The organism is Paenibacillus sp. FSL W8-0426 (assembly GCF_037969725.1).
Taxonomy (GTDB): domain Bacteria; phylum Bacillota; class Bacilli; order Paenibacillales; family Paenibacillaceae; genus Paenibacillus; species Paenibacillus hubeiensis.
This window is the reverse complement of sequence record NZ_CP150203.1, coordinates 5,976,318-5,999,653: the sequence shown is the minus strand read 5'-3', so window position 1 is coordinate 5,999,653 and position 23,336 is coordinate 5,976,318. Positions and strand designations below refer to the sequence as shown.

Below are 23,336 nucleotides of genomic sequence, written 5' to 3'. Positions count from 1 at the left end.
CACTATAATCGGTTTTGTAAGCGGTTCCTTTTTAATTCGACGAACGGGGGCAAAAGACAGATGAAAACACAGCGGACATGGATGAAGTTATCGGTTTTATCATTAATTATGGTGATTTTGCTATCAGCTTGCGGCGGTGGGCAGACAGGAACTGAAAGCAACGATGGTGCTTCTTCTGATAGCGCTGTCAAAATTACCCTGTTGAATTCCAAAGCTGAAATCAACAGCCAATTGGAGCAGGCTGCAAAGGATTTTCATGCAGATCATCCGGAGATTACGTTGGAAATCGTGCCTGTAGGAAACGGCCAATCCCCTTTTGAGAAGGCTTCGGCACTGTATGCTTCAGGCAACCCGACTACGATGATGATGCTGGACACCGGGGATGTCGAGAAATTCAAGGATCGCGTCCTTGACTTAACGAATGAAACGTGGATGAAGGATGCTGTGGAAAATAGCACGGGAACGACGACATTCGATGGCAAAAATTATGCTTTTCCGTTCTCCATCGAAGGATACGGTTTTATTTACAACCAGAACGTGCTTGATCAGGCGGTAGGCGGAACATTCGATCCGCAAACGATCCAGACAACGGCACAGCTTGATGATCTGTTTCAAAAGATCGCGGCTTCCGGGAAATCGCCGCTTATCATTTCGCCAATGGACTGGTCGCTTGGAGCGCATTATCTCGGCCTGGCCTACGGAGGCCAATCGCCGGATCAGGCTCAGGTACAGCAATTCATCGCCAATCTCAAGGCAGGACAGGTCGATCTTGCTTCGAATGCGGTTTTTAACGGACTTATGGATACGTTTGATTTGATGAAAACCTACAATATCGACAAAGCGTCTCCGCTTTCGGGCACATATGAACGCGGACCCGAAGTTTTAGGGAAAGGCGAAGTGGGCCTCTGGTTCCAAGGAAACTGGGCTTGGCCGCAAATCCACAGCTTCGATACCGCGGATGGAAAATACGGTTTCCTTCCTGTTCCTGTAAGCAACAATCCAGAGGATTTCGGCAACACACAAATTTCCGCAGCCGTGTCCAAGCGCATTTTGATTGATAAAGAGAAGAGCACTCCGGCGCAGCAGGACGCCGCCAAGAAGTTCCTTGATTGGATCGTTTATCAGGACAAAGGACAGGATTTTCTGGTCAATCAAGCGAGCGTAATTCCGGCGTTCAAAAACATCACCCTTGAACCCAATGATCCGCTGGGCAAGTCGATTAGCGAATACATCAAAGCAGGCAAGATCGAGGAATCCGTCAGTACGCTGCCGGCAGATCATTGGTCCAAATTAGGGGCATCCATGCAGAAGTATTTGGCGGATGTCATTGATCGGGGCGAACTTGCGAAGGAAATCCAGTCCTACTGGACAAACGTGAAATAATCGTAACAGGGAAAAGTTGTGGTGAGACGAGGCACTTGAACTGCACTGACTCTGACGCATGGCTAAACATACAGCCGTTAAGCCGGAGTGCCCCAGGGAAAGAATGATGATCCAAACCTGTTTGGGCCTCCGGCCGAAAAAACGGCATTCAAAACCGGAAGTGGATGGAGGATGACCATGCTGACCGAAAAAGGAATGTGGGCGCGCTTGCGCACACGACTTGTTTTTACGGGCCCCACGCTGCTGGCCTTTGCTACTGTGATGATTGTTCCTTTTTTATACGGTATTTATTTGACGTTTACCAACTGGGACGGCATCGCCGTGGAGCAAAGTTTTGTCGGCTGGGCGAATTACGTTGGCGTATTCAAGGATAAGGTGTTCTGGACTTCGTTTGCCATGACGCTGGAATATGTGTTCATCACCGTATTGCTGACCAACGCCGTCGCGTTTTTGCTGGCCTATGCCGTTACTCGGGGAATGCGGGGACAAGGCTGGTTCCGGGCGGGATTTTTCCTTCCAAATCTGGTCGGCGGCATTGTGTTGGGATTCATATGGCAATTTATCTTCAATCAGGTGCTGGTGTTCGCCGGACAAAAGCTGAACATCGCGCTGTTTGGCGCTTCCTGGCTCGCGGACCCTGACAAAGCCTTTTGGGCACTCGTGATTGTTACGGTGTGGCAGTATGCAGGGTACATGATGGTGATCTATATTGCGGGGCTCATGAATGTGCCCAAGGACGTGATGGAAGCAGCGAGCATTGACGGCGCTGGCAGCCGCAGAATGTTAATGCGCATCGTATTGCCGTTGATGGTTCCCTCTTTTATCGTATGTGTGTTTCTTTCCCTTCAACGAGGTTTCATGGTGTACGACCTTAACGTTTCACTGACGAGCGGAGGCCCCTTCAAAAGCACGGAAATGGTTTCGATGCACGTTTATGAACAGGCTTTTCTGGCGCGTGATTACGGGTTGGGCCAGGCGGAGGCATTTGTGCTGTTTATACTTGTTGCCACCGTTACGCTGCTTCAGGTCTACTTTAGCAAAAAACTGGAGGTTGAGGCATAATGGCAGGACAATCACGCATCATCTCCTGGAGCAAATTTCTAGTATTAGTGATCGCCGTTGTTCTGTTTGTGTTTCCTTTTTTGCTGCTGATCATCAATTCGTTCAAGGAAAACCAGGTCATTACGTCCGATCCGCTGGGATTGCCGTCCGCCTTTCGATGGGATAACTATGTAAGTGCTTTCACTAAAATGGGTTATGTATCCGCATTCGGGAACTCGCTGCTGATCACGATAACCGCAGTGGTGCTGATTGCCCTGCTCGCGGCAATGACGGCGCATTACTTCGTTCGGCATAAAAGCCGGCTTAACCAGTACCTTTTTTTTCTGATGGTTTCTGCGATGATTATCCCTTTCCAGGCGATTATGATCCCCTTGGTGAAAATTTACGGTTCGCTTAACCTGCTGGATAACAAATGGTCCCTCATTTACATGTATATCGGTTTTGGCAGCCCGCTGGCGGTTTTCATCTATCACGGTTTCATCAAAAGCATCCCTCTCGAATTGGAAGAGGCGGCGTTAATGGATGGCTGCGGCAGGATTCAAACGTTTTTCAAAATCGTACTGCCGGTGCTTTTACCAACGAGCGTGACGATTACGGTGCTGAATGTGTTATGGATATGGAATGACTTTTTGCTTCCGTCCCTGGTGCTGACTTCATCCGAGCAGCGGACGCTGCCGTTGTCTACGTTTTACTTCTATGGCACCTACACGGTCGATTACGGGCCACTGATGGCTGGTTTGGTGCTGACGCTGCTGCCCGTGCTGCTCGTGTATATGTTTGCCCAAAAGTATATCATTCAAGGAGTAATGCAAGGCTCCATCAAATAACGATGATCTGTTGATACACATAGAGAGACAGGAGTGGAAGGCTAATGAATCAGGAATCATCTGAAAAGAAAGCGTGGGCTGGCCCATTGCAGGCGAACGAACAACCGAGGTACACGCGGGAGAAAGCCGATGGATATATTGCGGACCAGCGCAGCCATATCGACCCAACATACCGGCTCAATTATCATTTGATGCCCGAAGCAGGGTGGATGAACGATCCTAACGGGATGATCTATTACAACGGGTTCTATCATGTTTTCTATCAGCATTACCCATATTCGCCAGTATGGGGGCCGATGCATTGGGGACATGCCGTAAGTAAGGATCTGGTGAAGTGGTCCTATCTGCCGATTGCGCTCGCTCCGGATCAGACATACGACAGCGGAGGGTGCTTCTCTGGAAGCGCCATTGTGAAGGATGGGAATTTGGTGCTCCTGTATACCGGACATGTCGTAACTGGACCCGACAAAGAGAACGATTATATCCAAACGCAAAATCTGGCTGTATCGGACAATGGCATTGATTTCGTCAAAAGCCCGCTGAACCCGGTCATCCGTGTGGATCAAATTCCGCAGCATACCAGCTCCAAGGATTTCCGGGACCCGAAGGTGTTTATGCGCGATGCCAGCTATTATTGCGTATTGGGCTCGAATGATGGGGCAGGGCAGGGAGTCATTCTGCTGTACCGTTCTGACGATCTCGAGACATGGAGCTATGTGAACGTTTTGGCGCAAAGTGATGGAACGCTTGGGGACAATTGGGAATGTCCCGACCTGTTTTCCCTTGGTGGCAAGGACGTCCTAATCATGTCACCTCAGCGGATGCCGGCCCAGATGGACAACTATCGGAATTTGCATTCCACAGTATATATGGTTGGTTCCCTCGATGTGGAACGAGGCGTGCTTGACTATGAACAATACCATCCGCTGGATTGCGGGTTTGATTTCTACGCCCCCCAAACGATGGTGGATGAGCAAGGACGCCGGATTATGATGGCTTGGATGGAAACTTGGGAGACGGATATACCCACGCAGCAAGGGCACGGATGGGCTGGAGCAATGACCTTGCCGCGCGAGCTTGTCTTGAAGGGCGATCGATTGCATTTTATGCCCGTCGCGGAGCTTACGCGTTATCGTGCAGAAGGCATGGAGCAGTACCGTACCTCGCTGGATGGGACATGTGATCCAGGCATGCATGGGAATTGTTACGAACTGCATGCTGTGTTTGAAGCCGGGCAAGCCGAGCAGTTTGGATTAAAGCTGCGCACAGGCCACGGACAGGAAACGGTTATTTCGTATGATGTGGAACGGCAGAGGCTTTCCCTTAATCGGGATCGAGCTGGAAGCGGCCCAGGTGGAGAACGGGCAACGCAGGTTGAATTGCAGCAGGGGCGATTGGAATTGCGAATTTTTGTGGACGTCTCTTCGGTTGAAGTATTTATTCAGGGGGGAGAGCAGGTGATGACGGCGCGCATCTATCCTGGTCCGGATGCCACAGGCATCTCGGCTTTCTCGGTCGGACCCTGCATGCAAATAGAGCTTTGCAAATGGAATCTGGAGTTCAATATCTAAATAGGTATCGCATGTATTCAAAAAACCACCGCTTTCCATAGTTATGGAGACGGTGGTTTTATCGTTGAACAAACGTTACGCTAAAGCGCAGCGGTTTCGCCATGCTTAGATTTAAATCATGCGAGCTTCCTTAAGGAAGTGATGCAGCATTTCCGACTGATATTGGATACGATCCGAACGTTTCAGACTCCAGCACGTTTCAACGGTCACGGAACGTGCCTGAAGGACCAGGTTTGCTGCGGTACGGGCAGACCCCGGCAATTCGTGCTGCTTTAAGTTGAAATGCAGATCACGTCTGGGAATGGTCCGGTTTATTCGCTGAATCGCCCTTCTGCAGGCAGGAATTGCGCTGCTTCCTGGATTGGTGATGAGTGTCTGTCCAAGCACGTTTCGGCTTAATTGGGATAATCCATTCGCTTCATGCAGGTCAAGCCACCAGTCCGGGTGATGTTTCAAAGCAAGCTTGAATAGCGCTGAAGCGAGTGGATGAGTCGCTTTGCCTGATTTTTTTCGCGGAAAGGTGCGATTCATGTCCGGTTTGCCGCGGATTTTGCGACTGTATGCCTGTTGGTTCACCCGTGGAACGACAATCAACAACCCGCGCCGAATGTAATCGCTTTCCGTATCGCAATCGTTTACCAGTTTCTGCGCGGCCGTCATGCTCGCCGTTTCATTTCCATGAATGCCTGCAGTAATCATCATGACCGGCCCCGGCCTGGCTGCTCTAACCATATAGTAGGGAGTGGCATAGGGGGTAGATGCCGCAAGTCTATGTTTTGTGACCAACATGACGCTTCACCTCCACTACTACAGTACGTCATGTCCCCCATGTTCGAAACGGCAAATGAACAGGCAGAAGCCTAATTTGACCAGATCGGGCTTCCGCCGAACAACGCTTGTGATATAGCTCAGTACACGCGATGGATTACGTCTTCGAAGTCGGGTTCCTTCATCTCGACGTCCTCAATCTCTCCCCATTGCTCCAGCTGTTTCAGAATATCCATCGTGCGCCATTCCTTCCGATTGACTTCCACCGTGACAACCCGTTCCTCCACATTGGCGATGTGAATCGAAGCAGGTAACGTATGCGGCCTGCGGAACCCATTGCGATAGGTGACTTGAATCAGCGTAGGCAGGCCAATCGTGTCACGCAGTGCCGGAATGCTGCCGTCATACGTAAGCTGGCCGTGGTTGATGACCATGACACGGCTGCACAGCTGCTCAATATCATCCATATCGTGGGTGGTGAGCAGTATTGTTTTGCCGAATTCTTCATTCAATGTTTTCAGAAACTGACGGATATTTCGTTTGGCGTTGACGTCGAGCCCAATGGTGGGTTCATCGAGAAACAGCAGCTCCGGATCATGCAGCATGGAGGCGGCCAGATCGGCCCGCATGCGTTGTCCGAGTGATAGCTTGCGGACCGGCGTAGCCCAGAAAGATTCCAGATCCAGCAGATCCGCGAACTGGTCCAGCCGCCGTTTTTTGTCGGAAGCACGAACCCCGTACATTTCAGCCAAAATGTCGTATGAATCCTTCACCGGCAGGTCCCACCAGAGCTGGCTGCGCTGACCGAATACAACGCCGAGGCGACGCACGCTTTTGCGGCGCTCGCGATGAGGGTTCATGCCTGCCAGCAAAACTTCCCCCGATGTGGGGTGAAGAATGCCTGTCAGCATTTTGATTGTGGTGGATTTGCCTGCACCGTTGGGCCCGATATACCCTACAAATTCGCCTTGGGCGATCTCAAAGCTGATATCCCGGACAGCCTCTTTGGTGCGATACTGTCTTGAAAACAGGGTGCGCAAGCCGGAGAAGCGGCCTTCGCTCACGACTGGCGTTCGAAACTCCTTTTGCAACTGGTTTGCCGTAATCATGTTCATGGCAGATGTCCTCCTTTAACTTCCCGTGCTTTGGTATTTGGTCATGCCGAATTTCCAGAAGCGGAGGCTGGCAGCCAGACAGATTGCGGCAACGGCAGCGACAGCGGCCAATACCCACGCTCCTCCTTGTCCCCGCAACAGATAGAGCGAAGGAATGTAATTGACGAAACCGACGGGAATGACCGTCAGCAGGAAGCCTGACATCCATTTGGGATACAACGTCAGCGGGTATTGCGCCGCCGTACGTGCGGCATCCTCGGTAATCGTTTGCAGTTCCTCGATGCGTGTCGTCCAGAATCCAAGGGTGGCGGTCGCCAGACCGATGGAAAACAGGATCACGGCCCCGGTAACGATCATGAGCAAAGATAGCGGGATGGCCGTCCATCCAATCTGTCCGTTTTGCATCATGCCGGCGAGCGACCAGCACAGAATGAAACCGCCCTGCAGCACCTCGCCGGCCATAATGCGAAAGTTTTGCGGAAGCAGCGCCAGGAGAACGGGCATGGGCCGGGTTAACAGCTGGTCTAATTCGCCGCCGACCAGGTATTTTTCCAGGTGATGCACTTCGTTTGCGAAGGAGCGGTAGAGCGTTTTGGACAGCGTCATCATGGCGAACAGATATCCGATTTCATGCAGCGACCAGCCGCGAATAGCACCGAATTTGTGCAGGACAAGGGCGACCATGAGAAATTCGCAGATTTGAATCAGCGCGGCCAGGACAGAAGCGAGGATGAAGTTGAATTTGTACTGCATCCGGCTGCGGATGCTTGCCCGAATGAGCATGGTATATAACGAAAACCAGGATGTCTTTTTCATCCGCCTTGCACCTCCACCTTGCGCCGCAGCAAATGGGTGGCAAGCAGACAGGACCCGGTCATAAGTACGCACCAAAACAAGGTTCCCCAGAGCAGGGAGCCGGTTTCATAGCCCAGATAGATTCGGGTGGGTACATATAACAAATAAGGATAAGGCGACAGCCATGCAACACGTTCCAGCCAGTCCGGCAGCCATTCCAGCGGGATGAAAAATCCGGCCAGCAGATTGATCATGGCATGGTTGCCCCATTGCAGCCACGATGATTCGGTCGTCCACAACGCGGTGGCCCCGATCAGGTAATTCATGCAGATCGACAGGTAGGACGCACCGGCGAGAGCCATTGCTGCAGTAAACAGGGTTTCGGCCTGTGAAGGCCATGACAGGGAGAAAACAATGGTGAAGAGCAGGTAGATGGGGATGCTTTTGTACAAAAACTGGTAGGCGATTTGGCCCCATTCCCGAGCCACCAATTGGGTGAACAGGTGAACCGGTCGCATCAGGTCGAGCGCAATCTGGCCTGTCCTGACCGCAGCCGGTATGCCGAGGCCTTGAGTCATGAAACCCGAGATCCAGAGGGAAGCTTGCGTAAACGCAATGTAACTGACCATCCCCTGTGTCCCGTATTCCCCGAGTGAATGATCGGCCCCGATCCCGATCCAGAGGCAGGCATACATGTACCCAAACATGGCGCTTGCCAGGTTGTGAACCATGTGGGCCCCGCGGTATTGCAAATTTCGGGCGTAGGCTTTGGAAGCCAACGTAAGATAAAGCATGTGACACCTCCGATAAGTGTATTGAACGGCGTTTCCGTTCACTTCAGTCAAGGCGAAAAAGAGAGAAGGACAATATCATACCAATTTATTCCTTCACGAGCAAGACATTTTTTTAGAAAAATACGGTATTTATGAAGCGCTTCCGCGATGGCCGGCAAGACAGCGGCAGGTCTGTTCTTATATACTGGAAGGGTATGGCCGTAATCGTTTACACCATGAATGATTAACCCCCAAAAATAACAAGCCGGGCATGTCATTGGAGAAAAAATGCAGGATCACCAATCCGGCAAGAGAGAAGGATGTCATGAAGAAAATTGCATGGGTCACCGACAGCACAAGCACGCTCGAACCCGCTTTCGCACGGCAAAACCACGTGTATATTGTGCCGCTGCGCATCGTATTTGGAGAAGAATGTTTCCGCGAGACGGAGGAACTATCGCCGGAGCAGTTTTACGAAAAGCTCGCCGGAGCTTCCCGGGCTAGCACGTCACAGCCGCCCATAGGCGAATTCGTTGCCTTATATGAATCGTTAAAGGGGGAGTATGACGAAATCATCGCCATACATTGCTCAACCGGCCTTAGCGGAACGCTGAACACATCGATGCAAGCGGCGGAAATTGCGGAAGTGGAGGTGACTGCAATTGACTCCATGGCAGGGGCGTACCCTCTTCGGGAAATGATTTTGGCCGGACTGGAATTGCAGAAAAAAGGCTGCACCGCCTCCGAGATCAAATCGCACATCGAAGGCATGATCGAACAAATGTCTTTTTATATCATTCCGGCCAGCCTGCAACAGCTTCATCGAAGCGGAAGGGTATCCGGAACGCAATTGCTCCTCAGCCAGCTGCTCAAGATTCATCTGCTGCTGCGCTTTGAGGAAGGCAAAGTGGTGGTCAACGATAAAATCCGTACATTCAAACGCGCCAAGCAGCGCATTCTGGACGTGCTCAAACTGGATATGGAGAAAATAAAGCATGTTTGCATCATGCATGCCGATAATCACGAGGAAGCACTGTCCATCAAACAGCAGATCGCGTCCCTTCTGCCCAAACTGAAAACCGAGATCATGCCGTTCATCTCCGTTGTAGGCATCCATGCAGGTGCGGGAACCATCGGCATGTGCTGGATTCGCAGCGAAAAGGCATAGTGCATAAAGATTAACGATATGAAGTATCCGATTTAAACCCGGTGAATCGCTTCCCGACAAGCGTGCCCCGGGTTTTTGCGTCTTTATTCTGGAGAGCAGAATCGATATGCTGATGTTGTGATGCAGCCGTTCATTGCCAATTTTCGCAAACTGTGCGGTAATTAGAGAAAACGTTTGTTGGGGGGATTTTGTGCCGGCTTATCGATTGCTGCTAGTAGAGGATGATCGCTCGATTAGCGAGATGGTGGGACCTTATTTGGAAAATGAGGGCTATGAGGTGCACTATGCATATGACGGACTGGAGGCGGAGAAGTTGTTTATGGATCGGCAGAAGGATTTCGATCTGGTCATTCTTGACCTCATGCTGCCGCATCAAAACGGGATGGATGTTCTTCAGGCCATCCGCGCCGTTAGTTTGGTACCCGTGTTGATTTTATCTGCCAAGGATGGAGACGTGGACAAGGCGCTTGGTTTGGGATTCGGCGCTGACGATTATGTGGCGAAGCCGTTTTCGCTTATCGAACTGACTGCCCGGATCAAAGCGGCGATTCGCCGGGCCAACTATGCCGGAGCGCAGGCGCCGGCCGCAACCGAAAAATCAAAATCGGAACGCATTTCCATCGGCGGGCTTGTCATTGATCTGGAAACGTATGAAGTAGAACGCGACGGCATACCTGTAAAGCTGACATCCAAGGAATTCGGCATTTTGAAACTGCTCGCTGCCCATCCGGGCAAAGTGTATACAAAGGCTCAAATCTACGCTTCGGTGTGGGAGGACATGTACTATGGCGATGAAAATATCATCAATGTGCACATGCGCCGTTTGCGGGAGAAGGTAGAGGCCGACCCGTCTGAGCCCCAATATATTAAAACGCTGTGGGGCATCGGATACAAACTGGAGGTGGGGCAGGGGTGATCTGGGTGGTATGCGGCTTCAGCGCCGTTCTGGTTCTGGTCGTTGCGATCTTGGCGACCAAACTTCATCAACGATCTCGGCAGTTAACCTACATCCACGACAAAGTGGCATCCATTCTTAACGAAGGCAGTTACGAGAGGGTGCTGCTGTTCAGCAGCGACCCTCAGATCAGGCAAATTCTGACCGACGTCAACTTGCTGCTGGACCACGCACACCGGACAGGCGCGCGTTATGCCAATCAGGAAAAGGAAATACGCCATATGCTCTCCAACATTTCGCATGATTTGAAAACGCCTCTTACCGTTGTGCTCGGTTACAGCGAAACGCTGCTTCACCGTACGGAGCTTACCGAAGCCGAACGGGCGGCGATGACCGCCAAGCTGCATGACAAAACGCAAGAGGTGCTGCGCCTGATTCTTTCCTTTTTTAACCTGGCCAAGCTGGAGTCGGGGGATGTGGAGTTGACTATGGACCGGGTCAATGCCAGCGAGCTGTGCCGATTGAAGGTGCTTTCGTTTTACGAGTTGTTGACGAACTTGGAAATACAGGTCGAGCTGTCCATTCCCGATGAGGACGTGTTCGTCAGAGCCAACGAAGAGGCCCTTGAACGTGTGCTCGATAATCTCGTGACCAATGCCATGAAATACGGGGCAGACGGCAAAGTGCTCGGTCTGTCGGTCGATAAGCAGGAAAACGGAACGGTCGTTATCAGCGTCCGCGATCAGGGAAGAGGCATTCCCGAACGGGAGCACGATCACGTATTTGAGCGAATGTACACGCTGGAAGATTCCCGAAACCGGCTCTATCAGGGAAGCGGTCTCGGCTTGACCATCACCAAACGGCTTGTGGAGCGCATGGGCGGAAGCATCGGTTTGCACAGCGTTCCGTATGAGGAAACCGTATTTTCCGTTTGCTTGCAGGGCGGTTAGATGCCCCGCGGGGTTTTTGTTAGGGAGATATGATGCCGAGCTTAAGATTTTTGTAAGTTTCGAGTAATAGAAATGACGGTTTCTCTCTTTATAATACAGATATAACGACCCGCCGGGGACTGTACCAAAGGAGAATGCGAGAACGATGACATATATTGCGCGCACGATTAGCGTGACCAAAGCTTATGAAGGATCAGAGGCCGTAACCAATGTCAGCCTGAATATCAAACAGGGCGAAATTTACGGGCTGCTGGGTCCGAACGGGGCAGGCAAAACAACACTGATGAAAATGTTGACCAATCTCGTGAAACCGACGGGCGGCGAAATCGAACTGTTCGGGGAAAAGTTGACCCCATCTTCGTATGAAGTTCTCAAACGTATGGGCAGCATCATCGAATATCCTGTTTTCTACGACAAGCTTTCCGCAAGGGAAAACCTGGAGCTGCATTGCGAATACATGGGATTTCACAACAAACAGGTTATTGGCAGCATGATGGAGACGGTGGGCCTGAAAGATACGGGTAATAAGCCGGTCCGGGATTTCTCGCTGGGCATGAAACAACGGTTAGGCATAGCGAGAGCGCTGATCACCACACCTGAACTCCTTATTCTGGACGAACCGATCAACGGTCTTGATCCGATCGGCATCAAGGAACTGCGCGAGTTGTTCAAGATGCTTCGTTCGGAATACCGGATTACGCTGATCATCTCCAGCCACATCCTCGGCGAGATCGAACAGATGGCAGACACGGTCGGCGTCATTCGACGCGGGCGGCTGATCGAGGAAGTGTCGATGGAGGAAATTCGCACCACGCATGGGGAGTACATTGAATTGCAGGTCGTCGATGCCAGCAGGGCGGCTTACGTGATGGAACACGAGTTGAAGCTGAACAATTACAAGCTGTTGAATGAGCGCACTTTGCGCGTGTACGATCCGGGCCTGTCCCCGGCAGACCTGACAACCGGGTTAGTCCGGCATGACGTGGCGATTGAATCGGTCTTCAAACGGGCACACTCTTTGGAGGAGCACTTCATCAACTTGGTAAAGGGGGATGATGACGTTGCTTAAATTGATTTCACTGGAATGGCGCAAACATCGGTTCTCCCGGAACTTTATGTACGCAGCCATTGCGAATTCGATCATTCTCGCTTTTTTAATCATGATTGGAATTGTGGATTGGGGAGCAGAAGACTACGCGTTTTCAACGCATGCTGTTTCCTTCATCCTAATTGATACGTTTTCGAGGGCAGTGTATATCGTTTTTGCGGGGGCTTTGCTGTCCAGGATGATCATCAGTGAATACAAAAATAAAACGATGAGCGTGATGTTTACTTATCCGATTAAACGCCATAAGCTGATTGCCGCCAAATTGATCATCGTTTTTGCCTTCACGTTTGCCATGATCCTGTTTACCGACCTGCTGATGGGGGCTGCCTTGATGACGGTCAATCATTATTATCCATTTATCGGCGACTCGGTAACTATGGAAGAGATCGGTCTGCTGTTGGTAAAATACACAATCAGTTCGCTTTCGGCCGCGGCAATGGCCCTCATTCCTTTATTTTTCGGCATGCGCAAACATTCGGCGACATCGACGATTGTTGCTTCCGTCCTGCTTGTTTTCGTCGTGTGCTCGGGCGTTAACGGTCCTTCCGTATCCATCAATACGATCATCGTGATTCCTGTTGCGCTTGGCCTCGTTGGGCTGTGGATTGCCTCGATGTCCATGCATCGCCTGGAGATGAAGGACGTGCATTGAAATCCGGGGAAACCCCTTCTCCAGCGGGCTTCTGAGGCCATTGACATCCGCTCTTACAAGGGATAGGATAAGGTCAACTGAACCACGAAGGAGAATGCGACTATCATGACAATTCCAAAAACATTGACTATTGCCGGCTCGGATACGAGCGGAGGTGCAGGAATACAAGCTGATTTAAAAACATTCCAGGAGCTTGGCGTTTACGGCATGACCGTGCTGACGACGGTTGTAGCTATGGAACCCGAGACATGGGATCACCAGGTTTTCCCGGTGGAGCTGAATGTGGTGGAAGCGCAGCTTCGCACGGTCCTGGACGGCATCGGCTTTGATGCCATGAAAACGGGCATGCTCGGTTCCGTCGATATTATCGAGCTTGTGGCCAAACACGTTCGCCGCAGCGGTTTGCCGCAGATCGTCATTGATCCTGTTATGGTGTGCAAAGGCACGGATGAAGTGCTGCAACCCGAAAATACGGAAGCCATGATCGAATTTTTGCTGCCTGGCGCCGATCTGGTGACGCCGAACCTGTTCGAAGCTTCGCAATTGGCCAAGAGTGGTCCGATCCGTTCCAAAGAGAAAATGGAGGAGGCTGCCGCCGCCATTCACGATCACGGAGCAAAGCACGTCCTGATTAAGGACAGAGGCGTGATCAATCCGGGAAAAGCGATGGACCTTCTCTATGACGGTAAAAACTACGAATGGTTTGAAGCCGACGTCGTGGGCTCCGGTTATACGCATGGCGCGGGCTGCACCACTTCTGCGGCAATAACCGCAGGCCTGGCACGCGGATTGTCCGTGAAGGACGCCGTTCGCGAAGGAAAAGCCTTCGTAACCAAAGCGATTGCCGGAGGATTCCCGCTGAATCGTTTTGTCGGCCCGACGTTGCATATGGCGCACCGTTTGGATAAACAGAACGGATAGACGCCGTAATTAGAAGCAAACCTGAGAAAAAGGGATCGAATGTGGTGGTTGTCAATGGGCAGGCTGGCTCGTTGACAACCTTTTTTTGTGCGGAGTCTTGGTTAAATTAGTAACTTCTTACATGTATTATTCGTATACATCATTATACCTTCCTTCATTGGAGAGGACACATGAACGACACATGGACTCGTTATGTTAATGAAAGAAAGATAAAAGGAGAGTCGGTCATGGTCAGAACAGTGCTTCTGGTGGAAGACGAGAGCCGCATTCGCGAGATTGTGGCCGATTATTTCATAAAAGAACAATGGAACGTGATCGAAGCGGAGAACGGCGTTGAAGCTTCGGAATTGTTTGAACTTCACCAGGTGGACCTTGTCATTCTCGACGTACTGATGCCGGAAATGGACGGTTGGACGTTATGCGGGCATATTCGTTCCAAATCGACCGTACCTATTATCATGCTGACGGCAAAGTCAGAGGATGATGACAAAATTCATGGCTTCCATCTTGGCGTGGACGATTATGTGACTAAACCTTTTAGCCCACGCGTGCTGGTCGCACGGGCAGAGACGCTAATGAAACGGGTGGAAGGCGCGCTCAGCAGGGAGCAGGGCGTCATTCGTTTCGGCGAAGCCGTGTTGGACCCATGGGCAAGAAGGCTGGAGAAGAACGGGGCGGAGATCGAGCTTGCGCCCAAAGAATATGAATTGCTGCTCTACATGGCACGCAATCAAGGCATCGTGTTATCCCGTGACGCCATATTAAATCGGGTATGGGGATTCGATTTCGACGGTGATTCCCGGGTGGTGGATACCCATATCAAGAAGCTGCGCAGCAAGCTTGGGGACGAAGCGAGATGCATCCGGACCGTCATCGGCACCGGATACCGGTTCGAGGCGGAGGTATGAGACGCAACGGCATTACGATCAAGCTGTTTCTGATCATGGCGGGCTTTCTTATTCTTTTATACGGAACGACGATGGTTGCCCAACTGGCCTGGTTTCCCGATTTTTATCAGCATCAGAAGATCAGCAGCGTCAAGAAAAAACTCGCCAACTTCGAACGCCAATATGCAGCGGGCGGATGGAGCGACATGCAGCTGGCAAAGGAAACGGGGAGATTCATGCGACAAAGCCAGTCGCATCTCGTCATCCTGACGAAGACCGGCAAACTGGTAAATGATCCTTTTCACGTTACCCTGCAACTGGAGGACGGAAGCAAGATCAAAGTATCTTTGTCGTTGTTCATCAACAGCGAAAATGCCGGATGGATTGCCACGCACCTGAGATTCGGGAAGCCGTTGACCGTGACGGGTCCGGCGAGTGCCGCCCAGGACGATACGATGGTCTATCCTTTCAAGATCAGGGATGACAGTTCCACCGTGTGGGGGATTGAGGATTTTCAGGAATTGGGGGAGCCCGTTCAAGATTGGAAAGGCGTCATTACGGAAGTGGTTCTTCCGAATCTGTCCACCTGGAGCCAGCGGCAGGGTTTGCTGGTGCAGGCACTGGACAGTCGCTTTCCCTTGTCGACGGAAGATCAGCTCAGCCTGGCAGATGGGAAAATGATCAGTGAGGAATGGACCGACAGCTGGAGCGGCGTGCGCAATGTTATCACCATCGCTGCCGTGCACAGCAGCAACGGTTCCCCAAACCAATTGTTGTTTTCGTTGACCTCTTTGCAGGAAATGAGAGAGGCCGGCGAAGCAACGCAGTTGTTCTATGCCTATTTCGGAATTGCAGCCGTCGTGTTGATTGTGTTCCTGTCCCTGTTATTATCCCGGATTGTTACGAAACCGCTGCTTTCGCTGAACCATGTGGCCAAAAAAATGTCCACGCTGGATTTCACCGTACGGTCGCCCATCCGGCGCAACGATGAAATCGGCAGCCTGTCCGATAGTCTGAACGCGTTATCGACAACGCTGGACCAGACGCTTAAGGAACTGCGGCAGGCCAACAGCCAAATGCGATCGGACATGGAAATGAAGCAGCGTATCGAAAAGCGGCAGCGGGAGTTTTTCGCCGATGCGTCCCATGAGCTCAAAACGCCGCTTAGCATCATCAAAGGGTATTCTGAAGGCCTTAAGGATGGTGTGAGCGAAAGCAAAAAAGAACGCTACATCGAAATCATCGCCGATGAGGCCGCCAAGATGGAGACGATGGTGGAAGAGATGCTTGATCTCGTTCGGCTGGAATCGCAAGCGATCAAGTTAACGATGGGAGCGGTCGACCTTGTGGACATGGTTGAAGATATTGCCGGGCGGCTTGGCCCGCAGCTGAAAGAAAAACATTTGGACGTGGTGCTGGCTGCCACAACGGAACAGACGGTGGAAGGGGATCGCGGCAAACTGGAGCAAGTCATATACAACATGTTGATGAACGCGATCCGCCATGCCGTGCCGAAAACCGATATTATGATTGAAATCAACAGGCTTGAAGGCCGGGTGCGCATTTCCATCGAGAACAAAGGAGAAAGCATTTCGGAAGCCGATCGCCAATATATTTGGGAGAGGTTCTACCGCGTGGAGCGCTCCCGCAATCGCAAAATGGGCGGGACCGGTCTGGGTCTGGCCATTGCGAAGCAAATTCTTGACCTGCACGGATGCAGCTACGGCGTGGAAAACACGCCTGATGGAGTTCGTTTTTATATTATTTTTCCTAATGATTAGTACGAAAGGGAGTTAGTCTATGAAAGCTTTACCGTCCATTTTAACGCTGGGCAATCTGGCTTCGGGCATGCTGGCGATCATCATGGCCATTCATGGCGAATTCGCGCTGGCGGTTACGATGATTTGGGTTGCGATGTTTTTTGACCTGTTTGACGGTTTTGCCGCACGTAAACTGCATTGTGAGGGCGACTTCGGCAAAGCGCTGGATTCTCTGGCGGATGTCGTATCCTTCGGGACAGCCCCGGTGCTGATTTTATATTTGAATTCCATGGGCAGCGTGGGTGTGCTGGGCATGGCACTGACGGCATTGTTCCCGGTATGCGGTGCGCTTCGTTTGGCGCGTTACAATTGCCAGAAGACGGCAACGAACGGTTTTGTCGGCATGCCGATTACGTTTGCGGGCGGGTTGATGTCCTTTTTCGCCCTCTGGAGTCCGTATTTTACGCATGGTGTCGCTTACCTGGTTATTGTCGTTTTATCCGCACTAATGGTTAGCCAAATTCGTTTTCCATCATTGAAACAGGTGTTAGCCCCGCAAGAGAGAAGGATCTCGTGGAATCGAAGCAAGAGGTAAGGAGCGACACAGTATGGAGTTAGCAAAAGAGTTTATCGGCCAGTACGGCTACTTTGCCATTTACGGACTGCTGGCCCTTGGCGTCATCGGCATGCCAATCCCGGATGAGGTGATGATGACCTTTGTCGGTTATCTCGCCTCGATCTCGGTCTTGAATTATTCCGCATCCATCGTTGTCAGCTTTGGAGGGGCCTTTACCGGCGGGCTGCTCAGCTACACCATCGGCAAAAAAGCAGGCAGGCCCTTGGTGGAAAAGTACGGCAAATGGATCGGCGTTAACCCCAAACGTTTGATCAGGGTAGAGACCTGGTTTCAGAAATATGGATACTGGTCGATCATTCTTGGATACTTCATTCCCGGCATTCGCCATTTGATGTGCTGCTTCTCGGGAATAAGCCGTATGGCCTTTGGAAGATATGTTGTCGTATCCGGCATTGGTGCGTTCATATGGTGCGTGGTGTTTATTTCGATCGGATTTTACGTAGGCGTCATTACTTGATATGGACAAGCTGATGTATACGGCAAGGACAAAGACCTCTTTTTATACGGAGTGGTCTTTTTTGTTTTCGGTTTATAGTTGATATAAACCTACCCGTGTGAACGCGAATCAGCTACCCAAACCCTAACGAACATGAGGCGTCTTAATTATATGTTTTAGGGGCGCTAATACTTCTAACGAACCTGAGCGTCGCTATTTGGAGTATTGGGCCAGAGAAATACATTTAACTCCCAAATAACGTGTCTAAAGTTCGTTAGAAAATGAGCCTGCACGAGAAGCAGGGAATAAGGTGTCTCAGGTTCGTAACATATAGGTACGGTACCTTTCCTGGCCGTTGGCTACTTCCAGAACCTGTTGATCCACCATACTGTGCAGAATTCGGCGCGCATGCTGGTCGGTCACTCTCAAATGGGCAGCCAACTCAGCCGGCGTAAAGGGACGCAGCAAACGTCTGGCAAACCGCACGGTTTCTGCTTCGACCCAATTCAGCGCCAAGGGTACCTCGGTCGCTGCAAATTTGCCGATAAACGCCAGCACCAGCTGTTGGCACCGTTTAGGTTCGTCCTTAATGGAGAGATACGCAATCGGTAGAAAGGTCCAACCATCTAGTGTGAGCAGACAATGCCTCCAGCATAAATCCTTAAAACGGCGAACGTCCAGATCGCGGGCATGAGGTCCATTTCCCTGGATTTCGATGCCCCCTTTGACACCGTTACCGGGCAGGTAGGCCAAATCGAGATATCGATAACCGTTGTGAAAGTCGCGTACCTCCCCTTCAGGCTGCAAGTGTCTGAAGCTTCCAACAGCCGGAAACCAGACATTGCGTAAAAACTCCAACGTGTCATGTTCCAGACCGTTTTCAATTCTTGTCCTCCTTCTCGGGTTGGTCTCTCCGGCCAACAACGATTGTAACCATTTCTCATAGGTTTCCTCAAAACCAATGGCCATTGAACTTGTTCAACTCCTTCATATGGTTTGGATCGTATGATGTTCTACTCCACTCTCATCTACCGTCTACGGTTGCGGCGTTCTGCACCATCGAGCGCTCGTGCCAATAAACATGAACGCAAAAAGCCGCTCCGACAATCACCTCACCCATGAAGGTAAGGATATATGTCAAAGCGGCGTGTGCTTCACGACCGGATCATATGATAGATCCAGTATAGCTGTAACAAAGCATATTGACAATAACATCGTCTCTCAGCAGAGTCCAATTGCGAATGCTTAATACGGGGGGGAAGAAGCGAAGCAGTCGCTTAAAAGTTATCCGTGAACACCGGACTGTTTAACGTCTTCTTCAATCCGATCCGTCCCTATTTTCCTCGCAAACGTCAATTTCAACAGCGGCGGAGTTACCAGAGTGGTCACAATCACCATAATGACGACGCTTGTGAAATACTGGCTGTCCAGCAGTCCGGAGGCAAGCCCCGTCGATGCGATAATCAGGGCAACCTCTCCCCGGGAAATCATGCCTGAACCGATGGCCAGCGCCGACTTCCGATCGAATCCGGTTAATAAGGCGCCTGCACCGCCCCCGAGCAGCTTCGTGACGATGGCGACGAGGCTGATGACGACGATCAGGCCGATTTGTGAACCTACACCTTCAAAAGTAACGTTAAGCCCAATGCTGACAAAGAATACGGGCACGAAGATACTGTAGGCAATGGGCTCGATTTTATGCTCTACCTCTTGTTTGAAGCCGGTTTGCGAGATGGCAATACCTGCCGCAAATGCACCGATGATTCCGGCTACGCCCATCCATTCGGCAAAGTAAGAAAAACCGAAACAAATAATCAAACCTGCCGTAATGACGGTTTCGGTGACGCGCAGCGGCGCCATCCATTTCATGACGCGCGGGACAAGGAAGACGCTTGCGGCGATGACCACCACGAAAAACAAAAGCTTTTTGCCGATCAATAACGCGATGGATACCTCTTCGGCACCTGTCCCAGTCCCCAATAGGCTCATCATGACGGCAAGCAAAACAACAACAAGCACATCGTCCACCACGGCCGCACCGAGTATCGTCGTTCCTTCGCGAGAGCCGAGCTGATTCATATCCTTCAACGTTTGCACCGAAATGCTGACCGACGTGGCGCAGAAGAGCAAGCCGAAGAACAAGGCATGCGCTTGCGTCATGCCGAAAGCAAGAGCGGAGCCATAACCTCCGATGAACGGAAGGATCACGCCTCCAACCGCAACGGCAAAGGCGGCCTTCCAGTTTTTCTTCAGCTGTTCGAGGTCTGTTTCAAGACCGGCAATGAACATCAGCAGCAGAACGCCGATTTCGGCCATGTAATGAATGAAATCGCTGTTCTCTACCCAGCCAAGCAATGCAGGCCCAAGAATCACGCCAACGATCAATTTTCCCAACACAGAGGGCTGGCCAAGACGCACCGATAAATCGCCGGCAAGTTTGGTGAATATTAAAATAAGGGCCAATACCAAAATGAATTCCATGAAATTCTCCTTCCTGCAGCGTTATTAAAATAACCTGTACCAAGGACATGCATTCATTGCGCGTTTCTCTCAAATAAAAAAAGCATGTAAAACGACGCTCAAGTGAGTGCCTCTACATGCCCTGAAAAAGACAAAGAGAAGCCCTTGGTGACAGGCTCCTCCAGTTCTAACGCTCATATGTGATTTATTCAATTATACCATATAACGATGCTAAAGGCAAAACGGCCAGTGCACCTTTGGATGGAATTCGCTAGAAAAGGGCAGATTAAATGCTGGATACCGCCTGGTTTGTTCGAAGTGTTGTCACTTAACAGTCGACAATTGGCAAGATATAATGACATAGAGCATAGATGTAGCATATGAGGAGGATTTTCCATTGGGCAAATATGATCAAGGGGACCCGAGCAAGAAGGCCAATACCCCGGCCCCGACAACGAACAAAAACTTTGCAGGCATCATTATCACGATTTCCATTCTTGCCAATGTCATTATTTTATTGCTGTTTTTTGCGCCGTCGATCGGTTACAAGGGTGACATCAACTTCGATATTACGGTGCTGCCGCGCTTCAATGCGGTGTTTAACAGTTTCACCTTCATTTTCTTGCTTGCGGCGCTGATCGCCATCATCAAGCGGAACGTGAAGCTGCACAAACGTTTTATTCTGGCCGCGTTTTCGACCACGTTATTATTCCTGGTGACGTATCTGAGCTTCCACTATCTCTCTCCAGAGACGTCCAAATATGGTGGAGAGGGTATCATTCGTTCCATTTATTTCTTCATTCTGATCACGCACAGCGTCCTTGCGGCCATTATCGTTCCGCTTGCACTCTTTACGCTGGTGTGGGGCTGGACGAACCAATTGCAGAAGCACCGCAAAATTGCCCGTTGGACGATGCCGATCTGGCTGTACGTCAGTTCCACGGGAGTCGTTGTTTACCTGATGATGGCACCTTACTATTGATGGAGAGATACATTGCCACACCAAAAGTTTAAGTCAATGAAAGATGAGGCTCGGAAGGAGGGAACGCGACGATGCACCGGATCGTTTTGATTCGTCATGGACAGAGCATGTGGAACGTCGAAAACCGGTTTACAGGCTGGACCGATGTGGATTTGACCGAGGATGGTTACGGTGAGGCCCGCAAGGCGGGAAGGATTTTGAAGCAGCAGGGCTTTGATTTCGATTGCGCGTATGCCTCTGTGTTGAAACGTTCCATCCGAACGCTGGATATCGCGCTGGACGAGATGGACCGGATGTGGATTCCGATCACCAAAACGTGGAAGCTCAACGAGCGTCATTATGGCGCTCTCCAAGGGCTCAACAAACAGGAAACCGCGCTCAAATACGGGGAAGATCAGGTTCGGGAATGGAGACGTTCCGTTCATGTTTCCCCGCCGCCCTTGGATGGTAACGATGAGCGTTATTTGCAGGATCAGGACAAATACTCCCGGCTGGGCTGCACCATTCCGCGTACCGAAAACCTGATGGACACGTCCAAGCGGGTACTGGACTATTGGGAAAATGAGATTAAACCGGCAGTGGCATCGGGCAAAAGAGTGCTGGTTTCCGCTCACGGCAATACGCTCCGCTCCTTGGTCATGCATCTGGATCAAATGTCGGAAGCGGACGTCATGGATTTGAACATTCCGACAGGCATTCCGCTCGTATATGAGCTTGATGATGATCTTCATCCGACAGGTCATTTCTACCTGACTGCGGACGGCTCCACTTATAAACACGAAGAAATGACCCATGCAGCCACGCCAACGGATTGATGGAAAACGAACACATAACCGCAGCTTGCCCGACAATTCGTCGGACAGGCTGCTTTTTCGTTTCGAATGAAGCGATTTTTGCAATGAACAATGTTACAATGGATACCTGTAGAGCAATAAAGTATCCCGCTATATAAACCGCAAAAAACATACACACGTTAACGGAGAGGCAGAACCAATCTGGAGAAGCGAAGCGGTCGCCTAAAAGCTTTCTGAAAGAAAGCTGCATCGGAAGCATAGGCTTATCACCGGATTTTCCCCGTAGTAAGGGGATTCAAAAAAATCTGGGGATAACAGCGATCGGAAGATGGTACTGCACTCGCAGTGGCCTTGTGTAATTGATTAATGCGGGTTTCTATAGAAATCGAATGGGATCGAATGGTGCAAAATGAGGCAACGTATGGGAGGGAAGAACCATAATGAAGCAAAACCGATTGGGTTCATCAGAGCTGATGGTTGGAGAAATCGGCCTGGGCTGCATGTCGCTCGGAACCGAGATGGGGCCTGCGGTGGCTCTTATCCATGAAGCGTTGGATCGTGGGGTTAACCTGCTGGATACGGCGGATTTGTACGATGCCGGGCGGAACGAAGAAATCGTGGGACAGGCCATCCAGGGCCGCCGCGATCGGGTTATCGTCGCTACCAAGGTAGGCAATCGGCGTCACCCCGGGAAAGAAGGTTGGGTTTGGGATCCGTCCAAGGCTTATATCAAGTCTGCGGTTCATGAGAGCTTGAAGCGTTTGAAGACGGATTATATCGATTTGTATCAACTGCACGGAGGAACCCTCGACGATCCGATCGAAGAGACGATCGAGGCGTTCGAGGAGTTGAAGCAGGAAGGCGTAATCCGTTATTACGGCATCTCCTCCATACGTCCCAACGTGATTCGGGAATATGTGCGCAGAGCATCCATTGCGAGCGTAATGAATCAGTACAGCGTGGCAGACCGCCGTGCCGAAGAAGAAGTAATGCCCCTGCTGAAGCAGAACGGGATCAGCGTGATTGCGCGCGGTCCGGTTGCCAGCGGCGTGCTTGCCGATTCTGGGGCAACCAAAGTGGAAAAAGGGTACTTGGACTACACGCCAGCAGAGCTGCTCGCCATTCGCGAAGGACTCGCCCGGTTTGTAAGCGAACAGCGGAGCATGGCCCAGACGGCCATACGGTATGCGCTGGCTCACCCGGCAGTTGCTGCAGTCGTGCCGGGTGCAAGTTCAAGGGAACAGCTGCTGCACAACATTGCGGCAGCGGATGCAGCACCGCTTACGTCGGCCGAAATCGAAGATATTCAAGCGATTCGTCCGGCGAATCGGTACACGCAGCATCGATGATCAACGCAGGCCTGTTTTCAATTGTAACCAAAAGAGGTACAAT

At 51.1% G+C, this 23,336-nt stretch carries 23 protein-coding genes; 17 read left to right on the top strand and 6 right to left on the bottom strand.

Annotated elements, in window-relative coordinates; all coding sequences use genetic code 11:
• The first annotated feature begins 60 nt into the window (after window positions 1-60).
• The 4 genes from MKY59_RS27205 to MKY59_RS27190 all read left to right on the top strand — a co-directional run bounded on the left by MKY59_RS27205 (window position 61) and on the right by MKY59_RS27190 (window position 4,843).
• Entirely contained in the window at window positions 61-1,383 is a 1,323-nt protein-coding gene (locus MKY59_RS27205) for an ABC transporter substrate-binding protein (RefSeq protein WP_339274724.1), read from the top strand.
• Window positions 1,384-1,560: 177 nt separating this feature from the next.
• Window positions 1,561-2,445 carry a sugar ABC transporter permease gene (locus MKY59_RS27200; protein WP_339274722.1) on the top strand — a complete coding sequence of 295 codons (885 nt, stop codon included), beginning with the start codon at window positions 1,561-1,563 and terminating at the stop codon, window positions 2,443-2,445.
• On the top strand, window positions 2,445-3,272 hold the full coding sequence (locus MKY59_RS27195) for a carbohydrate ABC transporter permease (RefSeq protein ID WP_339274720.1): 828 nt from the start codon (window positions 2,445-2,447) through the stop codon (window positions 3,270-3,272). The genes MKY59_RS27200 and MKY59_RS27195 overlap by 1 nt, the downstream gene beginning before the upstream one ends.
• Window positions 3,273-3,316: 44 nt before the next feature.
• The gene (locus MKY59_RS27190) at window positions 3,317-4,843 is read left to right on the top strand and encodes a glycoside hydrolase family 32 protein (protein ID WP_339274718.1); all 1,527 of its coding nucleotides are present in this window, start codon (window positions 3,317-3,319) and stop codon (window positions 4,841-4,843) included.
• Window positions 4,844-4,954: 111 nt separating this feature from the next.
• Here the strand turns inward: MKY59_RS27190 and MKY59_RS27185 are convergent, their stop codons facing one another.
• From MKY59_RS27185 to MKY59_RS27170, 4 genes are all read right to left on the bottom strand, one after another.
• Entirely contained in the window at window positions 4,955-5,632 is a 678-nt protein-coding gene (locus tag MKY59_RS27185) for a succinylglutamate desuccinylase/aspartoacylase family protein (RefSeq protein WP_339274717.1), read from the bottom strand.
• Window positions 5,633-5,751: 119 nt separating this feature from the next.
• Complete coding sequence (locus MKY59_RS27180; RefSeq protein WP_339278486.1) at window positions 5,752-6,720, bottom strand: ATP-binding cassette domain-containing protein; 969 nt, start codon at window positions 6,718-6,720, stop codon at window positions 5,752-5,754.
• A gap of 21 nt (window positions 6,721-6,741) precedes the next feature.
• A complete protein-coding gene (locus MKY59_RS27175; protein ID WP_236420478.1) occupies window positions 6,742-7,542 on the bottom strand; it encodes an ABC-2 family transporter protein in 801 nt (266 codons plus the stop codon).
• Window positions 7,539-8,315 (bottom strand): ABC-2 family transporter protein, encoded by a 777-nt coding sequence (locus tag MKY59_RS27170; RefSeq protein WP_339274715.1) that lies wholly within the window; start codon window positions 8,313-8,315, stop codon window positions 7,539-7,541. Before MKY59_RS27170 ends, MKY59_RS27175 begins: the two co-directional genes overlap by 4 nt.
• Before the next feature lie 304 nt (window positions 8,316-8,619).
• On the opposite strand from MKY59_RS27170, the gene MKY59_RS27165 reads away from it, so the two are divergent.
• The 10 genes from MKY59_RS27165 to MKY59_RS27120 all read left to right on the top strand — a co-directional run bounded on the left by MKY59_RS27165 (window position 8,620) and on the right by MKY59_RS27120 (window position 17,729).
• Window positions 8,620-9,462 carry a DegV family protein gene (locus MKY59_RS27165; protein ID WP_236420480.1) on the top strand — a complete coding sequence of 281 codons (843 nt, stop codon included), beginning with the start codon at window positions 8,620-8,622 and terminating at the stop codon, window positions 9,460-9,462.
• Window positions 9,463-9,652: 190 nt separating this feature from the next.
• Window positions 9,653-10,378, top strand: coding sequence for a response regulator transcription factor (locus tag MKY59_RS27160; protein WP_290371492.1), 726 nt, complete (start codon window positions 9,653-9,655; stop codon window positions 10,376-10,378).
• Entirely contained in the window at window positions 10,375-11,307 is a 933-nt protein-coding gene (locus MKY59_RS27155; RefSeq protein WP_339274713.1) for a sensor histidine kinase, read from the top strand. Before MKY59_RS27160 ends, MKY59_RS27155 begins: the two co-directional genes overlap by 4 nt.
• A 145-nt stretch (window positions 11,308-11,452) precedes the next feature.
• Window positions 11,453-12,376 (top strand): ATP-binding cassette domain-containing protein, encoded by a 924-nt coding sequence (locus MKY59_RS27150; protein ID WP_339274712.1) that lies wholly within the window; start codon window positions 11,453-11,455, stop codon window positions 12,374-12,376.
• Window positions 12,369-13,067 carry an ABC transporter permease gene (locus MKY59_RS27145; protein WP_236420483.1) on the top strand — a complete coding sequence of 233 codons (699 nt, stop codon included), beginning with the start codon at window positions 12,369-12,371 and terminating at the stop codon, window positions 13,065-13,067. The genes MKY59_RS27150 and MKY59_RS27145 overlap by 8 nt, the downstream gene beginning before the upstream one ends.
• Before the next feature lie 105 nt (window positions 13,068-13,172).
• Entirely contained in the window at window positions 13,173-13,988 is an 816-nt protein-coding gene (thiD, locus tag MKY59_RS27140) for a bifunctional hydroxymethylpyrimidine kinase/phosphomethylpyrimidine kinase (RefSeq protein ID WP_236420484.1), read from the top strand.
• A 227-nt stretch (window positions 13,989-14,215) separates the two neighbouring features.
• The gene (locus MKY59_RS27135) at window positions 14,216-14,896 is read left to right on the top strand and encodes a response regulator transcription factor (protein WP_236420485.1); all 681 of its coding nucleotides are present in this window, start codon (window positions 14,216-14,218) and stop codon (window positions 14,894-14,896) included.
• Window positions 14,893-16,656, top strand: a complete 1,764-nt coding sequence (locus MKY59_RS27130) for a HAMP domain-containing sensor histidine kinase (protein ID WP_236420486.1) — start codon at window positions 14,893-14,895, stop codon at window positions 16,654-16,656. The genes MKY59_RS27135 and MKY59_RS27130 overlap by 4 nt, the downstream gene beginning before the upstream one ends.
• 19 nt (window positions 16,657-16,675) lie before the next feature.
• Window positions 16,676-17,230, top strand: coding sequence for a CDP-diacylglycerol--serine O-phosphatidyltransferase (pssA, locus tag MKY59_RS27125; protein ID WP_236420487.1), 555 nt, complete (start codon window positions 16,676-16,678; stop codon window positions 17,228-17,230).
• Between the two features lie 13 nt (window positions 17,231-17,243).
• On the top strand, window positions 17,244-17,729 hold the full coding sequence (locus MKY59_RS27120; protein WP_339274710.1) for a DedA family protein: 486 nt from the start codon (window positions 17,244-17,246) through the stop codon (window positions 17,727-17,729).
• Window positions 17,730-18,023: 294 nt separating this feature from the next.
• On the opposite strand, the gene MKY59_RS27115 is transcribed toward MKY59_RS27120, so the two are convergent.
• Both MKY59_RS27115 and MKY59_RS27110 read right to left on the bottom strand, forming a co-directional pair.
• On the bottom strand, window positions 18,024-18,677 hold the full coding sequence (locus MKY59_RS27115; RefSeq protein WP_339274709.1) for a transcriptional regulator: 654 nt from the start codon (window positions 18,675-18,677) through the stop codon (window positions 18,024-18,026).
• Window positions 18,678-18,992: 315 nt separating this feature from the next.
• The gene (locus tag MKY59_RS27110) at window positions 18,993-20,189 is read right to left on the bottom strand and encodes a cation:proton antiporter (protein WP_236420489.1); all 1,197 of its coding nucleotides are present in this window, start codon (window positions 20,187-20,189) and stop codon (window positions 18,993-18,995) included.
• A 376-nt stretch (window positions 20,190-20,565) separates the two neighbouring features.
• Here MKY59_RS27110 and MKY59_RS27105 point away from each other — a divergent pair, with 376 nt between their 5' ends.
• From MKY59_RS27105 to MKY59_RS27095, 3 genes are all read left to right on the top strand, one after another.
• Complete coding sequence (locus tag MKY59_RS27105; RefSeq protein WP_236420490.1) at window positions 20,566-21,150, top strand: DUF420 domain-containing protein; 585 nt, start codon at window positions 20,566-20,568, stop codon at window positions 21,148-21,150.
• A 71-nt stretch (window positions 21,151-21,221) separates the two neighbouring features.
• Window positions 21,222-21,965 carry a 2,3-diphosphoglycerate-dependent phosphoglycerate mutase gene (gene gpmA / locus MKY59_RS27100; protein ID WP_236420491.1) on the top strand — a complete coding sequence of 248 codons (744 nt, stop codon included), beginning with the start codon at window positions 21,222-21,224 and terminating at the stop codon, window positions 21,963-21,965.
• Window positions 21,966-22,384: 419 nt separating this feature from the next.
• Entirely contained in the window at window positions 22,385-23,293 is a 909-nt protein-coding gene (locus tag MKY59_RS27095) for an aldo/keto reductase (RefSeq protein WP_339274706.1), read from the top strand.
• The last annotated feature ends 43 nt before the right edge of the window (window positions 23,294-23,336 follow it).

What these genes read in the sequence shown, in the direction of transcription:
- MKY59_RS27205 (WP_339274724.1), top strand. Translation starts at nt 61, where the DNA reads ATGAAAACACAGCGGACATGGATGAAGTTATCGGTTTTATCATTAATT.
- MKY59_RS27120 (WP_339274710.1), top strand. Translation starts at nt 17,244, where the DNA reads ATGGAGTTAGCAAAAGAGTTTATCGGCCAGTACGGCTACTTTGCCATT.
- MKY59_RS27175 (WP_236420478.1), bottom strand. Translation starts at nt 7,542, where the DNA reads ATGAAAAAGACATCCTGGTTTTCGTTATATACCATGCTCATTCGGGCA.
- thiD (WP_236420484.1), top strand. Translation starts at nt 13,173, where the DNA reads ATGACAATTCCAAAAACATTGACTATTGCCGGCTCGGATACGAGCGGA.
- MKY59_RS27095 (WP_339274706.1), top strand. Translation starts at nt 22,385, where the DNA reads ATGAAGCAAAACCGATTGGGTTCATCAGAGCTGATGGTTGGAGAAATC.
- MKY59_RS27115 (WP_339274709.1), bottom strand. Translation starts at nt 18,677, where the DNA reads ATGGCCATTGGTTTTGAGGAAACCTATGAGAAATGGTTACAATCGTTG.
- MKY59_RS27195 (WP_339274720.1), top strand. Translation starts at nt 2,445, where the DNA reads ATGGCAGGACAATCACGCATCATCTCCTGGAGCAAATTTCTAGTATTA.
- MKY59_RS27190 (WP_339274718.1), top strand. Translation starts at nt 3,317, where the DNA reads ATGAATCAGGAATCATCTGAAAAGAAAGCGTGGGCTGGCCCATTGCAG.
- MKY59_RS27150 (WP_339274712.1), top strand. Translation starts at nt 11,453, where the DNA reads ATGACATATATTGCGCGCACGATTAGCGTGACCAAAGCTTATGAAGGA.
- MKY59_RS27135 (WP_236420485.1), top strand. Translation starts at nt 14,216, where the DNA reads ATGGTCAGAACAGTGCTTCTGGTGGAAGACGAGAGCCGCATTCGCGAG.
- MKY59_RS27185 (WP_339274717.1), bottom strand. Translation starts at nt 5,632, where the DNA reads ATGTTGGTCACAAAACATAGACTTGCGGCATCTACCCCCTATGCCACT.
- MKY59_RS27110 (WP_236420489.1), bottom strand. Translation starts at nt 20,189, where the DNA reads ATGGAATTCATTTTGGTATTGGCCCTTATTTTAATATTCACCAAACTT.
- MKY59_RS27165 (WP_236420480.1), top strand. Translation starts at nt 8,620, where the DNA reads ATGAAGAAAATTGCATGGGTCACCGACAGCACAAGCACGCTCGAACCC.
- MKY59_RS27130 (WP_236420486.1), top strand. Translation starts at nt 14,893, where the DNA reads ATGAGACGCAACGGCATTACGATCAAGCTGTTTCTGATCATGGCGGGC.
- gpmA (WP_236420491.1), top strand. Translation starts at nt 21,222, where the DNA reads ATGCACCGGATCGTTTTGATTCGTCATGGACAGAGCATGTGGAACGTC.
- pssA (WP_236420487.1), top strand. Translation starts at nt 16,676, where the DNA reads ATGAAAGCTTTACCGTCCATTTTAACGCTGGGCAATCTGGCTTCGGGC.
- MKY59_RS27200 (WP_339274722.1), top strand. Translation starts at nt 1,561, where the DNA reads ATGCTGACCGAAAAAGGAATGTGGGCGCGCTTGCGCACACGACTTGTT.
- MKY59_RS27180 (WP_339278486.1), bottom strand. Translation starts at nt 6,720, where the DNA reads ATGATTACGGCAAACCAGTTGCAAAAGGAGTTTCGAACGCCAGTCGTG.
- MKY59_RS27170 (WP_339274715.1), bottom strand. Translation starts at nt 8,315, where the DNA reads ATGCTTTATCTTACGTTGGCTTCCAAAGCCTACGCCCGAAATTTGCAA.